This window comes from Culturomica sp. (genome assembly GCF_003524185.1).
GTDB classification, from domain to species: domain Bacteria; phylum Bacteroidota; class Bacteroidia; order Bacteroidales; family Marinifilaceae; genus Culturomica; species Culturomica massiliensis.
This window is the reverse complement of the sequence record NZ_DOED01000033.1, coordinates 52,433-67,146: the sequence shown is the minus strand read 5'-3', so window position 1 is coordinate 67,146 and position 14,714 is coordinate 52,433. Positions and strand designations below refer to the sequence as shown.

The following is a 14,714-nucleotide window of genomic DNA, read 5'->3' as shown; positions in this document are numbered from 1 at the left end:
GTATTTTTTAGTATATGACAATTTCATCTGCAAACATAAACCCTTTTTGCTTTAGAGCAAACAACCGGATATAACGGGCATGTTCCTTAAAATGTAACGTAAAATCCTTGAAACAAAGTTCCGGCCGGTCATCCGGAATATCATTTACGACTTTCCCGACTTCCCGGAAATGATTTCCATCCTCCGAAACACTAACTTTCACATAACGGGGCATATATACTCCCGGACCGGTGAGTTGCATAAATTTCACCGATACATACCCTAAATCCATATTTTCTCCCATATCTATCGTCACATCTATATGCTTCAAAAAACCTTGCCAGCAGCCGTCATGATAAGTCAGACCTCCCCGGTAACCGTCCGTCAGTGTCCCTGCTCCGGCTGCCGGATAAGCCCCGCTGTAATTCGTATGGTATACGACCGGCTTCCCGATTGCCCGGTGATAGTCGAACCGGGCCGAAGAAATATAACCGGAACGTTTACCCCCTTCAAACAAAGCGGCCTTTATCCGTCCGGAATCCCGGATAACAACAGGTGTCGTATAAAGGGCCGAATTTTGATCCGGTAACGTTCCGTCCACGGTATACCGAATCTCCGGTCTGTATTTTTCATTGCCGAAAGTCACGTTGATCTGTTTGCGGACAGTGTCTACCTCCGCCTGCATATCAATCCGGTCGCTCAACTCAAAAACACAAACACCCCTCTTCTTCAACCATTGAATGTGTGTAGCCACACGCCTTTTAAAATCCGCCGAATCTTTTTTCCCGCGCGGCGTCCACAAAACCTCCGACAGAGCAAGCATACGCGGGAACACCATATATTCCACATGTTCGGGTGTCGCTATATACTCCGTCCACACATTCGCCTGGGCCCCTAAAATATGACGGGCTTCCTGCACGTTCAATTCCGGAGGCACCGGATTATATGAATATACTTTCAGGTACGGAGTAAAACCACCGATGGCATAAGGTTGTGTAACAGGGTCCGCCTGATAGGCATCGAAATAACAATATTCGCCGGGCGTCATGATCACGTCATGACCGGACTTCGCCGCTGTAATTCCGCCTTTCTCCCCCCGCCATGACATAACAATTGCATCTTCTGCCAAACCGCCTTCCAATATCTCGTCCCAACCGATTAGTTTACGTCCTTTGGAATGGATAAACTTCCCGACACGTTGTATAAAATAACTTTGTAATTCCGCCTCGTCCTTCAGATGTTCCTTTTTTATCCGTTCCTGACAATACCGACACTTCCGCCAATGTTTTTTAGAGGCTTCATCGCCTCCGATATGAATATATTCCGAAGGAAACAATTCCATAACAGTCGTCAATACCTTTTCGATAAAAGCAAACGTCTCTTCCTTACCGGCACAAAACTCACCGCTATCGCTGATATCACCGCTGCACCCCAATTCCGGGTAAGCATGCAATACTTCTTCCGAATGTCCCGGCATTTCAATCTCCGGAATAACGGTAATATGTCTTTCTGCCGCATAAGCGACAATATTGCGTATCTCCTTCTCCGTATAGTAACCGCCATAGGCCCCCGGATCATCTTTCAAAGCGTATTTGCGATCTCCGCCTACCCACCATTTGCGCCAATCTTCCTGTGTACGCCAGGCACCCTTTTCCACCAATCCGGGATATTGCCGGATTTCCAGCCGCCAGCCGCCGGCATCTGTCAAATGCCAATGAAAAGTATTGAACTTATAGTAACTCATCAAATCCAGATATTTATATATAAATTCAACCGGATAAAAATGCCGGGACACATCCAAATGCATTCCCCGGTAAGCAAAAGCCGGTTCGTCTTCTATTCGCAAAACCGGCAAACGCCAAAGCTGTTCCTTCGTATCGTAAAGAGAGGTGTCCGCCAATAATTGCAGAAAGGTCTGCAATCCGTAAAACAATCCGGCAGAAGTTTTGGCCTTAAACTCAACCTTTTCCGGAGTAATCGCCAAGCGATAGCCCTCCGCAGGAATATCACTTAATGAATCCAATGCGAAACAAATTACATTCTGCCGGGCTGCGTCAGCGGAACGGATGGTCCACAATGTCTTTTCTTCAATCGCTTTCGTCAAATTATCTGCAATTCTGATTTCCTCCGAAAAAGAATTATACCGGAGGCAGGTCTTTTCATTCAGTTCAAAATATCCTTTTCCCAAAGCAATCTGTTTCGGCCGGGGTACGATTTGCAAATCGGTTATTTGCCAATCCGTCTTCTGAACCTCTTGTTTACAACCCACGAAAAAAAGAATCACGATACCGAACCACCACCGAATTTTCATATTCAAATCTTTTGTTGTTTCTCTATTTGACAAATATACAAAGGATTATGGAGACCCGAAAATAATATTTAACTTATTGATTTTTCACTAAAAATCCCCACAAGCCATGACCTGTGGGGAAAACTTTGAACATGAGTATTGAACATTAAGAACAGTTGATTTTACGCATAACTTCTGAAAAAAGATACAATAAATAAAAAAAATCCCCGAAGTGTTTGCAGATTTTCAAAAAATATCTACTTTTGCACCCGAGTTCTTTGCTCAGGTGGCGGAATTGGTAGACGCGCTGGACTCAAAATCCAGTATCCTCAACAGATGTGCGGGTTCGATTCCCGCTCTGAGTACTAAAACGGAGAAAATTAAAAATTTTCTCCGTTTTTTATTTTTTCCGAATTCATATTTTCCTTAAAATTGGAACTCAGCATTTACCTCATATAAATTGCAGATTTTAGATTGCCCGGCAACCTGATCCGTTGTCTGATTCATTTAATCCGACATTGTAATTACAATTAAACAACAACCGGCACTAACGTACGAGCAATAAGGGACCTTTTTTGGTGTATTTTTTAGTCTTGATTTCCCGGCCCCGGGCAGTGATGATATAATAATAAGTTCCCGGACTGGCATATTTCCCGTGTATTTTTCCGTTCCAGCCTTCCTGCGGATCATCCCATTCATATACCTTGCGTCCCCACCGATTGATAATCACACCGTGAAAATATTCCAGAGATTGGGCCTTCACCTTGAATATGTCGTTTATACCGTCTCCGTTCGGCGTAAATACATTCGGCACTTCCACCAAAGAAGAGTCTACGACAATATAACGATCGATATAGGCCGTATCGGAACATTGATTGATTCCCCGGGTATTAACAACCACCAATTTTACATTATAGCTACCGGGATGCTCATAAATATAGGGCGGTAAATTCTGCTCGGTATAGATTCTTCCATCCAGCAAGCTATCTTCAACACTCATAGCTCCCGGTTGTATCTCCGTTGTATCTTTATACAAATACCATTCGAAAGACTGGGCATTCTCGCTGCGGTTATCAAAAGTTACCTCCAACGGAGCTTCCCCCTGCATCGGATCGGCACTGAACTCGGCCAAAGGGATATAAGAATGATAAGTAGCTTCATTGCTCTCCCAGTTCAAGCCGAAACGATCCCTGATTTTTACCCGGCATTGCACATCCCGGTATTCCCCTTCCACAAACTGTGAAATTTCCCGGTAATAATCCGGACTCGGAGCCAAAGTACGCTCCTTCCCTCCCCATACGACAGTATAAAGCGGATTTTCAGCCCCGGGATACCCGTTATATACGGGCGGATTCTCCACTCCTTCCAGCTTCAATGTGATATAATGGCAATCCATTTCATTCTCTATACCCAACCGGACCGGCATATGAACATAGAAAACCGTAAAACCGACTTCAATCGGATGTACCCCCTCTTTTTCCGCCCGGAAAAAATAAACACCGTTTCCCAACAAATCCACCGTTAAAGAAGTAGAATCTCCCTCATACATTACCGGCTGTGTACGTCCCTCGTATTCCCAGGCAAACTCCCAACCGGAAGAGCCGTCGGGCATAAACTGCACACGTCCGAAAGGAAGCGGATCATTTTGCGTATTCTTCACTGCATAAAAAGGAATTCCATTGTACTCCGTCCGCGCCACTTCATCACATCCTAAAAACAGGATTTGTCCCATCCCCCATTGAGTGCCCAACAAACACACCATCAATATCAAAACTCTTGTCATCTTCATACTTCTACCATTTTGACCGTACGCCAATCCTTAATTTATGCAATATTAATTAAAAAAACGATATTCTTTTTATCTTCCGGCAAAATTAAACAATCCCGGGACTTAATTGCCTGATTGAGGATTAATTTTTAATTTTACAGCCCCAAACATGAATTTATAAAGCTTCATATATATTGTGGATTTTTTAAACGAATTAAACGCCAATCAACGGGAAGCCGTCGCGAATACGGAAGGCCCCGCCTTAGTGATTGCGGGAGCAGGCTCCGGCAAAACCCGTGTATTGACTTACCGTATTGCCAATCTGCTCAGCAAAGGGATTCCGGCCTATAAAATTCTGGCACTGACTTTCACCAACAAGGCAGCCCGGGAAATGCAAAAACGCATCTCCCAGCTTGTCGGTTCTGAGAATGCAGCAAACTTATGGATGGGTACATTCCATTCCATCTTCTCGAAAATCCTCCGTTTTGAAGCTGAAAAACTGGGCTATACCTCTAATTTTACAATTTACGACACCCAGGATTCCAAAAACCTGATCAAGGCAATTATCAAAGACCTGAAACTGGACGACAAGACCTATAAGCCCAACGATGTATTGGGCCGGATTTCAATGGCCAAAAACAACCTCATCACAGCACAGGCTTATGCCCAATCTTCCCGCATCACGACAGCAGATGCAGCCGCCCGGAAACCCATGATCGCAGAGATATACAAACATTATCAAATGCGTTGCAGACAAAGCGACACCATGGATTTCGACGATTTATTGCTGCAAACCAATATTTTATTCCGGGACTTTCCGGAAATACTGGATAAATACCAGCAAAAATTCAACTATATCCTGGTCGACGAGTACCAGGATACCAATTATTCCCAGTATCTGATCATCAAAAAACTGTCAGAAAGGCATCACAACTTATGTGTTGTCGGAGACGATGCACAAAGCATATACTCCTTCCGGGGAGCCCGCATTGAAAATATTCTGAATTTCCGGAATGATTATCCCGACTACCGCCTCTTCAAACTGGAACAAAACTATCGTTCTACGACAACCATCGTCGAAGCGGCAAACAGTATCATCAATAAAAACAAAGAACAAATCCCCAAACGGGTTTTCTCTGAAAATGAGGAAGGAGAAAAAATAAAAATATTGCGAGCCTTATCGGATAAAGAAGAAGGGTTTCAGGTAACCAACGAAATTTTCAAACTGGCCAACTACGAACAGCAGGAATATTGTGATTTCGCTATACTTTACCGGACAAATGCCCAATCCCGTATCCTGGAAGAAGCTTTACGCAAACGGAACATCCCGTATAAAATATACGGCGGACAATCCTTCTACCAACGGAAAGAGATCAAAGACCTCCTGGCTTATTTCCGGCTGGCCGTCAACCAAAACGACGAAGAAGCCCTGAAACGAATCATCAATTACCCCAAACGGGGAATCGGCGATACCACCGTGGACAGGGTACGGGAAATTGCCCTTCAACACCGGGTCAGTATATGGACCGTATTGTGTAACCTGGATAAAGTGACAGGTAACTTCAATGCACCGACGATCACAAAACTCAACAACTTCCGGCTACTAATCGAAAAGTTCACGGGACGGGTTTCAGAAGACAACGCATACGACATCGCCGTTTACATCGCACAAACCTCCGGAATCGTGGATGATTTATCTGTCGACAGTACGCCTGAAGGTATCTCACGCAAAGAAAACATCCAGGAGTTATTGAATGCAATCAAAGATTTCAGCGAAACAGCATATAAGGAAGGAGCCAATGAAAAATTGCCCGCTTTTCTGGAAGGCGTTGCCTTACTGACAGACCAGGACAGCGAAAAAGCAGAGGACAATAACAAGGTAACCCTCATGACAATCCACGCAGCCAAAGGTTTGGAATTCCCCAATGTCTTTATGACAGGTATCGAAGAAGAACTGTTTCCGGCCCAACAGAGCACCTCCACACCCTCCGCTCTGGAAGAAGAAAGACGCCTGTTTTACGTTGCCCTCACCCGGGCAGAAAAAAGAGTCGTTATATCTTATGCAAATTCCCGTTACCGGAATGGACAGATCGTTCCGACCCGGCCATCCCGGTTTATCTCAGAAATCGATCCTCATTATGTGGAAGGCTTTATAAGTCCCCGGAACGAATCGTCCGGCTTTAGACTCAAAACTCCCGTTTCTACTCATAAACCGACGATTTCTTTAGCCAAGCCGCCTGTAACCGATATCCCGGAATTAGACCGTTCGCGATTGAAACAAATCGAGCCCGGACAGGTCCTTCCCGGTATGATCATCTTCCATCCGACATTCGGGACGGGTAAGGTCATCGCCCTGGAAGGACTGGGCGTAAATAAAAAAGCAAAAGTTCTCTTTACAAAAGAAGGAAACAAAACGTTATTGTTAAAATTTGCAAAAATATATACACAAGAAGACTAATTATACTGTTTAAATAACCAAAAAAGCTTATCTTTGTCACACAATTCTAAAAAGTTCTCCGGCAAACAACAATTGTACTTTCCCGGAACTTTCCAAAAAAGGAAATAAAAATTTAAAGGCAAAGCAAGCCGTACATATCTTCAAAATTGCTGAAAAGCACTCCAAAATTATCGGAACGCATGGACTATAATACCCAAAAGAAAAAACTGCTTCTTCCCGAATACGGTAGAAATATTCAAAAAATGGTGGATCATATATTAACGATCCAGGATCGGGACGAGCGTACCCGGGCTGCTAAAACGATTATCGACGTCATGGGTAATCTGTACCCTCATTTACGGGATGTTCCGGATTTCCGCCATAAACTATGGGATCATTTGGCGATCATGTCCGGTTTCAAATTAGATATCGAAACGCCCTATCCGCTTCCTTCTCTGGAAAAAATAAATGAGAAACCGGAAAAACTCCCGTACCAGACCAATCACATTAAATACCGGCACTACGGAAAATTAGTTGAAAAACTGATTGAAAAAATCAAGGAAACAGAAGATCCCGAACAAAAAAGAGCCTTAATTGTCCTTACGGCCAACCACATGAAAAAATCCTTCCTGACGTGGAACAAAGACAGTGTCGAGGACGAACAAATTTACAACGACATCAACACTTACTACGGCAGTTCCGTCATTTTACCGGAAGGAATGACCCTCTCAAATTCCAAAGACCTGTTGCAAAAGAAAAGCAAACCCAGTTCCAACAAACCGATGGTTAACAAAAACAACAACAAGAACAACGGGAAAAATAACAACAACGGCAACAACCATAACTATTACAAAAAGCAACATTAAAAGCCGCTCCACCCTTTTTCATGAAAGTCACAGTTATTTTCGGAAGCAACACCGGCAACCGGCAAGAGATCATAGAAAAAGCGATTTCGGCCCTGGCTTTGCATGCCGGAGAAATAATGGAAATGTCTTCTTATTACGAAACCGAGCCTTGGGGATTCGATAGTCCGGAAGTCTTTTTAAACCGCATCGTATTATTCGATACGGCATTGTCGCCCCGGGATTTTTTGGCATCCTGCCTGCAAACAGAACAACAATTGGGGCGGGTTCGCCATACAGGTCCACGCTACCAATCCCGCACAATCGACATTGACATTCTCTTCTACGAATCGATCATTCTCAATACTCCGGAACTGACCATTCCTCATCCCCGGATCACCGAACGGAATTTCGTACTCATTCCGTTGAATGAACTGATGCCGGAATTCCGGCATCCTGTATTCAACGAAACAATCGCCGATTTATTGAAAAAAAGTCCGGATCATCTGCTCGTAAAGAAACTACCAGATTTGAACTTTTAACTGTATCTCACAATCTCCGCACCGATTGCATTCAATTTATCATCGATATGCTCATATCCCCTGTCTATCTGATCGATATTGTGAATGGAACTGGTACCTTTAGCCGATAATGCCGCAATGAGCAAGGCTATACCCGCCCGGATATCGGGAGAGGTCATTTTCGTCGCCCGCAACTGGGATTCATGATTTTGTCCGATTACGGTTGCCCGGTGGGGGTCACAAAGAATGATCTTCGCTCCCATATCAATCAGCTTATCCACGAAAAAAAGCCGGCTTTCAAACATCTTCTGGTGAATCAACACACTTCCTTTCGCCTGCGTAGCCACAACCAGGAACACACTAAGTAAGTCCGGCGTCAAACCGGGCCAAGGCGCATCTGCCATCGTCAGTATGGAACCGTCGATAAAATCTTCGATCATATAATGCTCCTGCCGGGGAATAAATAAATCATCATTACGTTCTTCTACCCGCACACCCAATTTCCGGAAAGCATCCGGAATAATTCCGAGCTGACGGATATTCACATCTTTGATCGTAATCTCCGACCGGGTCATCGCTGCCAAACCGATGTAACTGCCTACTTCAATCATATCCGGCAAACAACGGTGGCGGCATCCATGCAACTCACGAACCCCTTCTATGGTCAGTAAATTAGAGGCTATACCTGAAATTTTAGCTCCCATGGAATTCAGCATCAGACACAGCTGTTGTACATAAGGCTCACAAGCTGCATTGTAAATCGTCGTTACTCCTTCAGCCAACACGGCAGCCATGATGATATTCGCCGTACCTGTCACCGATGCTTCGTCCAGTAACATATAATTTCCCTTCAATTTGGCTGCAGAAGCTTTAAAGCAACTATTCAACGCATCGTATTCGAATGTTGCTCCCAATTTTTCAAACCCGAGGAAATGGGTATCCAACCGCCGGCGCCCGATCTTATCGCCTCCGGGCTTCGGAATAATGCCACAGCCGTGAATTGCCAGCAAGGGACCTAAAATCATAATCGATCCCCGCAAACTTACAGCTTTATTATAAAAATCTTCAGTTTCAAAATAACGGTAATCGATCCCCGAAGCACAAAAAGCAAATTCTCCGTGCGATATATGCTCCACCTTCACTCCCATGCCCTGTAACAATTCGATCAATTTTAAAACGTCCAATATCTCCGGGACATTGGAAATAACCACTTCTTCTTTCGTCAGCAAGGTGGCACATATCACTTGCAATGCTTCATTCTTAGCACCTTGGGGACAAAGTTCTCCTTTCAGCCTCCGTCCTCCGGTAATTACAAACCTGCTCATAGTACTCGGTATTTATCTCAAAATAAAATCTGTTCCATCGTTTGTAAAACTATTAAAAAAGAAAGCAAAATCCAACGTTTTAATTGTAGATTTTAGATTTACGATTTTAGATTAAATGAATCTGACAAGGAATCAGGTTGTCAGACAATTTAAAATTTACAATCTACAATCGTCAATCTAAAATTTTCTTTAGCGTTGGCCTGTGAGTTCAATCTAAAATCGTAAATCATAAATCTAAAATTCTTTTAGGGTTGCCTTGTGGGTATAATCTAAAATCTAAAATCGTCAATCTAAAATTCTCTTTAGCGTTGGCTTGTGCATTTAATCTAAAATCGTAAATCATAAATCTAAAATTTTATTTAGGATTGCCTTGTGGGTATAATCTAAAATCATAAATCTAAAATCTAAAATTCTCTTTTAGCGTTGGCCTGTGCGTTTAATCTAAAATCATAAATCGTAAATCTAAAATTTTCTTTAAGGTTGGCCTGTGCGTTCAATCTAAAATCGTAAATCGTAAATCTAAAATTTATAAGTACATTATTTTACTGTAAAACAAAAAATATTCGACATTGCCCTTGTGTCAAAAAAATTATATGGCTACTTTTGTAAACAATGTTCCGGTTAACAGCAATTATTTAAATGATTTAATCGACCCGGTTATTTACTACAGACATCTAAAATCAAAACGATTAATATAAATTCTATGAAAAGTTTTTTAAAATACACCCTTGCAACCATCGTCGGAGTGATCATCGTACATATTCTGATGATTTTCATATTCTTCGGTTTTATCGGAATTATCGCGTCTTTCGGCGACAAGCCGGCTGAAGTAAAAAACAACAGCATTTTACATCTTCAGTTTAAAGGAAATATCCCGGACAGAGCTTCCGCAAACCCCATGGACAATTTTAACTTTATGTCCATGAAATCGATAGAATCTACAGGCTTGAACGACATTTTAAAAAACATCGGAAAAGCCCAAAAAGACGACCGGATTAAAGGTATTTATCTGGACCTTACCGAAATTGAAAGTAATTTCGGAGGATTGGCCACAACAGTTGAAATCCGCAATGCATTACAAGAATTCAAAGCAAGCGGCAAATTCATCTACAGTTATTCGAATTTAGGATATTCCCAAAAAAGTTATTATTTGGCAACAATTGCCGACAGCGTCTTTGTAAATCCGGAAAGTCCGCTGATTTTAGCGGGTATGGGAGGCACCAGCTTTTTCTACAAAGACATGCTGGATAAAATCGGCTTGAAAGTAGACATCGTAAAAGTCGGCAAATACAAATCAGCAGTAGAACCGTTTACGCAAACAGAAATGAGTCCGGCCAACCGCGAACAGATCGAAACCTATTTAAAATCACTTTGGGGACATCTGTTACTAGGCATTTCCGAAACCCGTCCGATCAGTGTCGATTCTCTGAATTGGCTGGCAGATCATCTGGAAATCCGCACTCCTGAGACAGACAAAGCATACGGTCTTTTTGACGGCGTTTTCTATGAAGACACCATGCTCGATATACTAAAAGAGAAATGTGGTATAAAGCCTGAAGATAAGTTGAACTTTATCAGTTTAAACGATTATAAAAAGGCTGCTGTTCCCAATATAAAAAGCGAAATTATAAAAGATAAAATTGCCGTCATATATGCTTCGGGAGAAATCGGCATATCCCAAACGGCAACAACAATCGGGCCGGAACTGGCACAAACAGTACGTAAAGCCCGGAAAGATAAAAACATCAAAGCCATCGTCCTGCGTGTCAATTCTCCGGGAGGAAGTGCTTTAACATCCGATATCATCTGGCGGGAAGTTCAGTTGGCCAGCCAAACCAAGCCGTTTATCGTTTCCATGGGTAACGTAGCTGCTTCCGGCGGCTATTATATTTCCTGTGCTGCCGACACAATTGTTGCCGACCCGACTACGTTAACAGGATCGATCGGTATTTTCGGACAATTCTTCTCCGGAGAAAAACTATTCAAAGACAAAATGGGCATCACGGGAAGTACTGTTAAAACAAATGCTCACAGTGATTTCGGTGGAGGCGCACCGCTTCCCTTGCCTATCAGTAACCGTCCGTTAACTACCTATGAAAAAGAAGTCCTTCAAAAATATATTGAACGGGGTTATGAAACATTCTTGTCCCGGGTGGCTCAGGGACGTCACATGACCAGAGACGAAGTGCACGAAATTGCCCAGGGACGTGTATGGACAGGAGCTGATGCTTTACAGGTAGGTCTGGTTGATGTATTGGGCGGTTTGGAACAAGCGATTGAAATTGCTGCATACAAAGCCGGAATTGAAAAATACAGAATTACAGAATACCCTGTAGAAAAAGATTTTCTGGAAGAATTACTCAATAACTTCTCTTCTTCAGCCAAAACACGGATTATGAAAGAAGAATTGGGCAATTTTTATGAAACATTCCGGCAATTACAGGAATTTAAAAATATACCGCAGGGTCTGATGGCACGGATACCTTACAACTTAGCCATCGAATAAGCCTTGCATTAACATATTTAATTACAGATAATGTTTCTTGCAAGAATCGTATTATTACCATTGAGTTTCGTATACGGACTGATTGTCGGTATACGGAATTCATTCTTCAATATGGGAATACTGAAATCCAAGGAATTCAATGTTCCCATTATATGCGTAGGTAATATTACGGTCGGCGGAACCGGCAAGACACCTCATACGGAACTTATCCTGGCGGAATTGCAGAAAGATTTTCAGGTGGCCTGTCTTAGCCGGGGCTACAAAAGGAAAACCACAGGATTCCGGCTTGCCGATGCTCAATCGACAGCCAATGATATCGGGGATGAGCCGTTGCAAATCAAAAAAAAATTCCCCGATATTATTGTCGCGGTAGACGAAAAACGATGCCGAGGTATTGAAAAACTACTGGCATTACCGGCCCCTCCGCAGGTCATCGTGTTGGACGATGCATTCCAACACCGATATGTCAAAGCCGGCAAAAATATCATAATGATGGATTATAACCGGCCGGTATACAAAGACTACCTTTTACCGGCAGGACGCTTGCGGGAGACTCCTTACGCTTTGCGGCGGGCCGATTATATCATAACCAGCAAATGCCCGCCGGAACTTACGCCCATCGAAAAACGGCTGGTTTTTAAGCACCTGAAAATCAAACCTTATCAACAGCTTTTTTTTACACGGCAAGGTTATGGCTCAATCACAAGCTTATGCTCCGGAAAAACGATAGCACAACCGGAAAAAAAAGCATCGGTTCTTTGCATTACGGGAATCGCTCAACCGGAACCTTACATCGAATACCTGAAACAATTTTCCAGCGATATCACAGTAATACGCTATCCCGATCACCACAACTTCAAGCCGAAAGACATCGCCGAGATTGAAAAAGTATTCCGAAGCATCCGGAATATGAACAAATATATTTTTACGACAGAAAAGGACGCCATGCGTTTAAAAGATTGTAATATCCCGGAAGATATCCTGGAAAGAATATATTACATACCGGTAGAACCTATATTTTTTAATAAAAAAGATATATTAATCAACGAATTAAAGACCTATGTTGCAAAAAATAAAAGATAGCGCAGCTTACATTTCCCGCTTTTTAGACAGAGAGGAATATTCTATTGGGATCATATTGGGAACCGGGCTTGGAGAACTCGGCAAAGCCATCGAAATCAAACACACGATTCCGTATGCAGCAATTCCGAATTTCCCGGTATCTACAGTACAAGGACACAAAGGAAATCTCTTGATCGGGCGCTTCGGCAATAAAAACGTTATTGCCATGCAGGGACGTTTTCATTTTTATGAAGGTTATCCGATGCAGGAGGTTACGTTCCCCGTAAGAGTTTTACATCAGCTCGGCGTCAACCGGCTATTTGTTTCAAATGCAGCCGGAGGTGTCAATACAAATTTCCTGGTGGGAGATTTAATGGTCATCACCGATCATATAAACTTATTCCCGGAACACCCTTTAAGAGGCAAAAATATAGATGAATTAGGACCGCGTTTCCCGGGAATGACAGAAGCTTATAGTCCCCGCCTCATAGCCCTGGCAGAACAGACGGCCCAGGAATTAGGCCTGGAATTGCGCAGGGGAGTGTATGCCGGCTTGCAAGGCCCTTCTTTCGAAACGCCCGCAGAATACCATTGGATTCGGGTAATCGGAGGAGATGCCGTCGGCATGTCTACCGTTCCGGAAATCATTGTAGCCCGTCACATGGGTATGGAATGTTTCGGTATGTCTGTCATTACCAACAGTACCGCTTCTCCGGAATTAATCAAAACCAATCATACAGAGGTCCAGGACATCGGCAACACAGCCCAACCTAAAATGACCGCATTATTCCGGGGAATCATCGAAAAACTCTGAATCACATCTATAAAAGACGCCAGGGGCTTTCAATAAAATTGAAAGCCCCTGTTTTTATTTTACCGGAAAACACAGAAATCAAAAATCGTAAATGCTACAGTATCCATTCGATAACAGGCACCAAAACAGCCGTCATAATTCCCATAACTCCGATTGCCAAACCGCTGATTGCTCCCTCTATCGTTCCGATTTCCATAGCCCGGGCCGTCCCCAGGCCATGCGCTGCCGCTCCCAAAGCCAAACCTTTAGCAATACGGCTTTGTATTCCTAATTTTTCCAAAATAAAAGGACCGACAATTCCGCCAAAAATACCGACGACAATAACGACAACCGCTGCAATGGAAGGGATTCCTCCCGATCTTTCCGCAATACTCATCGCAATCGGAGTCGTCACAGACTTCGGCTCCAACGAAGCAATCAACGCCTGGTCCGCACCAAAATAGCGGGCAATGAATATCACGCTGACAATGCCGGTCACACATCCGACAAATACAGAAGTTACAATAGATACAGCATTCGCTCTCAGAGCCGCAACTTGTTCATACAACAAATACCCCAACACAACCACCGTAGGTCCTAACATAAAATTAATCATACGGCTCCCCCGCTCAAAATCAGGATAAGAAATACCTAAAAAATGTATCAGCAAGGCAAGTACCGGTATGGAAACCAGCAATGGATGCAGCAATGGCAATTTCGTCTTCCGGTACAACGCAAGCGTTGCTAAATAGACCCCGATCACCAGTGTCAGTATAAATATTTCAGAACTTAAAAGCTGTTTCATAACAAAATCACTGTTGTTTTCTTTTTTCAAACCATTGCTGGGTAAAAGCGACCACTATAATCACAACCACCGTACTCACGGCACAAGCTACCAGCACAGCCTGCCAATAGGCCGATAAAATATCCAACGCATTGATAATCCCCACACCTGCCGGAACAAAAAACAACGCCATATTATCACATAGAAATTTAGCCACAGGCTTGATATGTCCGGGTTTTACCAGTTTCAGACACAATGCCGCGAAAAGCAATATCATCCCGATTACGCTACCGGGAATAAATCCGTTGATCAGCCAACCGACCAACTCGCCCAATACATAAAACAACAATACAATAAAAATGCCGGCCATAAAAAATGCCTATAAATACAGTTCAGGACACAAAGGT

11 protein-coding genes and 1 tRNA gene are annotated in these 14,714 nt (G+C 43.2%); 7 read left to right on the top strand and 5 right to left on the bottom strand.

Translation table 11 applies throughout. The features are described 5' to 3' along the window. Positions 1-7: 7 nt before the first annotated feature. Positions 8-2,290, bottom strand: a complete 2,283-nt coding sequence (locus DD657_RS11480; protein WP_287049941.1) for a glycoside hydrolase family 20 protein — start codon at positions 2,288-2,290, stop codon at positions 8-10. Positions 2,291-2,549: 259 nt separating this feature from the next. On the opposite strand from DD657_RS11480, the gene DD657_RS11475 reads away from it, so the two are divergent. Continuing rightward, positions 2,550-2,634, top strand: a tRNA-Leu gene (locus tag DD657_RS11475). Between the two features lie 182 nt (positions 2,635-2,816). On the opposite strand, the gene DD657_RS11470 is transcribed toward DD657_RS11475, so the two are convergent. After that, positions 2,817-4,058 (bottom strand): T9SS type B sorting domain-containing protein, encoded by a 1,242-nt coding sequence (locus DD657_RS11470; protein WP_068691727.1) that lies wholly within the window; start codon positions 4,056-4,058, stop codon positions 2,817-2,819. A 172-nt stretch (positions 4,059-4,230) separates the two neighbouring features. Here DD657_RS11470 and DD657_RS11465 point away from each other — a divergent pair, with 172 nt between their 5' ends. From DD657_RS11465 to folK, 3 genes are all read left to right on the top strand, one after another. Beyond that, the gene (locus DD657_RS11465; protein WP_287050023.1) at positions 4,231-6,495 is read left to right on the top strand and encodes an ATP-dependent helicase; all 2,265 of its coding nucleotides are present in this window, start codon (positions 4,231-4,233) and stop codon (positions 6,493-6,495) included. Between the two features lie 179 nt (positions 6,496-6,674). Beyond that, positions 6,675-7,340, top strand: coding sequence for a DUF4290 domain-containing protein (locus DD657_RS11460; protein ID WP_021989081.1), 666 nt, complete (start codon positions 6,675-6,677; stop codon positions 7,338-7,340). Positions 7,341-7,360: 20 nt separating this feature from the next. Then, positions 7,361-7,858: a 2-amino-4-hydroxy-6-hydroxymethyldihydropteridine diphosphokinase gene (gene folK / locus DD657_RS11455; RefSeq protein ID WP_021989082.1), complete on the top strand. Its 498-nt coding sequence runs from the start codon at positions 7,361-7,363 to the stop codon at positions 7,856-7,858. On the opposite strand, the gene murA is transcribed toward folK, so the two are convergent. Next, complete coding sequence (gene murA / locus DD657_RS11450) at positions 7,855-9,162, bottom strand: UDP-N-acetylglucosamine 1-carboxyvinyltransferase (RefSeq protein ID WP_021989083.1); 1,308 nt, start codon at positions 9,160-9,162, stop codon at positions 7,855-7,857. The genes folK and murA overlap by 4 nt on opposite strands. Positions 9,163-9,865: 703 nt before the next feature. On the opposite strand from murA, the gene sppA reads away from it, so the two are divergent. Genes sppA through DD657_RS11435 form a run of 3 tightly spaced genes read left to right on the top strand, consistent with a single transcriptional unit; the run spans position 9,866 to position 13,544 of the window. Then, positions 9,866-11,668, top strand: coding sequence for a signal peptide peptidase SppA (gene sppA / locus DD657_RS11445; RefSeq protein ID WP_021989084.1), 1,803 nt, complete (start codon positions 9,866-9,868; stop codon positions 11,666-11,668). Between the two features lie 30 nt (positions 11,669-11,698). Then, the gene (gene lpxK, locus DD657_RS11440; protein ID WP_021989085.1) at positions 11,699-12,751 is read left to right on the top strand and encodes a tetraacyldisaccharide 4'-kinase; all 1,053 of its coding nucleotides are present in this window, start codon (positions 11,699-11,701) and stop codon (positions 12,749-12,751) included. Further along, positions 12,729-13,544: a purine-nucleoside phosphorylase gene (locus tag DD657_RS11435; protein WP_021989086.1), complete on the top strand. Its 816-nt coding sequence runs from the start codon at positions 12,729-12,731 to the stop codon at positions 13,542-13,544. The genes lpxK and DD657_RS11435 overlap by 23 nt, the downstream gene beginning before the upstream one ends. A 94-nt stretch (positions 13,545-13,638) precedes the next feature. Here the strand turns inward: DD657_RS11435 and DD657_RS11430 are convergent, their stop codons facing one another. After that, the gene (locus tag DD657_RS11430; RefSeq protein ID WP_021989087.1) at positions 13,639-14,328 is read right to left on the bottom strand and encodes an LrgB family protein; all 690 of its coding nucleotides are present in this window, start codon (positions 14,326-14,328) and stop codon (positions 13,639-13,641) included. 7 nt (positions 14,329-14,335) lie between these two features. Continuing rightward, positions 14,336-14,677: a CidA/LrgA family protein gene (locus tag DD657_RS11425; protein ID WP_021989088.1), complete on the bottom strand. Its 342-nt coding sequence runs from the start codon at positions 14,675-14,677 to the stop codon at positions 14,336-14,338. Positions 14,678-14,714: the final 37 nt, after the last annotated feature.

What these genes read in the sequence shown, in the direction of transcription:
- DD657_RS11480 (WP_287049941.1), bottom strand. Translation starts at nt 2,290, where the DNA reads ATGAAAATTCGGTGGTGGTTCGGTATCGTGATTCTTTTTTTCGTGGGT.
- DD657_RS11470 (WP_068691727.1), bottom strand. Translation starts at nt 4,058, where the DNA reads ATGAAGATGACAAGAGTTTTGATATTGATGGTGTGTTTGTTGGGCACT.
- DD657_RS11460 (WP_021989081.1), top strand. Translation starts at nt 6,675, where the DNA reads ATGGACTATAATACCCAAAAGAAAAAACTGCTTCTTCCCGAATACGGT.
- folK (WP_021989082.1), top strand. Translation starts at nt 7,361, where the DNA reads ATGAAAGTCACAGTTATTTTCGGAAGCAACACCGGCAACCGGCAAGAG.
- murA (WP_021989083.1), bottom strand. Translation starts at nt 9,162, where the DNA reads ATGAGCAGGTTTGTAATTACCGGAGGACGGAGGCTGAAAGGAGAACTT.
- sppA (WP_021989084.1), top strand. Translation starts at nt 9,866, where the DNA reads ATGAAAAGTTTTTTAAAATACACCCTTGCAACCATCGTCGGAGTGATC.
- lpxK (WP_021989085.1), top strand. Translation starts at nt 11,699, where the DNA reads ATGTTTCTTGCAAGAATCGTATTATTACCATTGAGTTTCGTATACGGA.
- DD657_RS11435 (WP_021989086.1), top strand. Translation starts at nt 12,729, where the DNA reads ATGTTGCAAAAAATAAAAGATAGCGCAGCTTACATTTCCCGCTTTTTA.
- DD657_RS11430 (WP_021989087.1), bottom strand. Translation starts at nt 14,328, where the DNA reads ATGAAACAGCTTTTAAGTTCTGAAATATTTATACTGACACTGGTGATC.
- DD657_RS11425 (WP_021989088.1), bottom strand. Translation starts at nt 14,677, where the DNA reads ATGGCCGGCATTTTTATTGTATTGTTGTTTTATGTATTGGGCGAGTTG.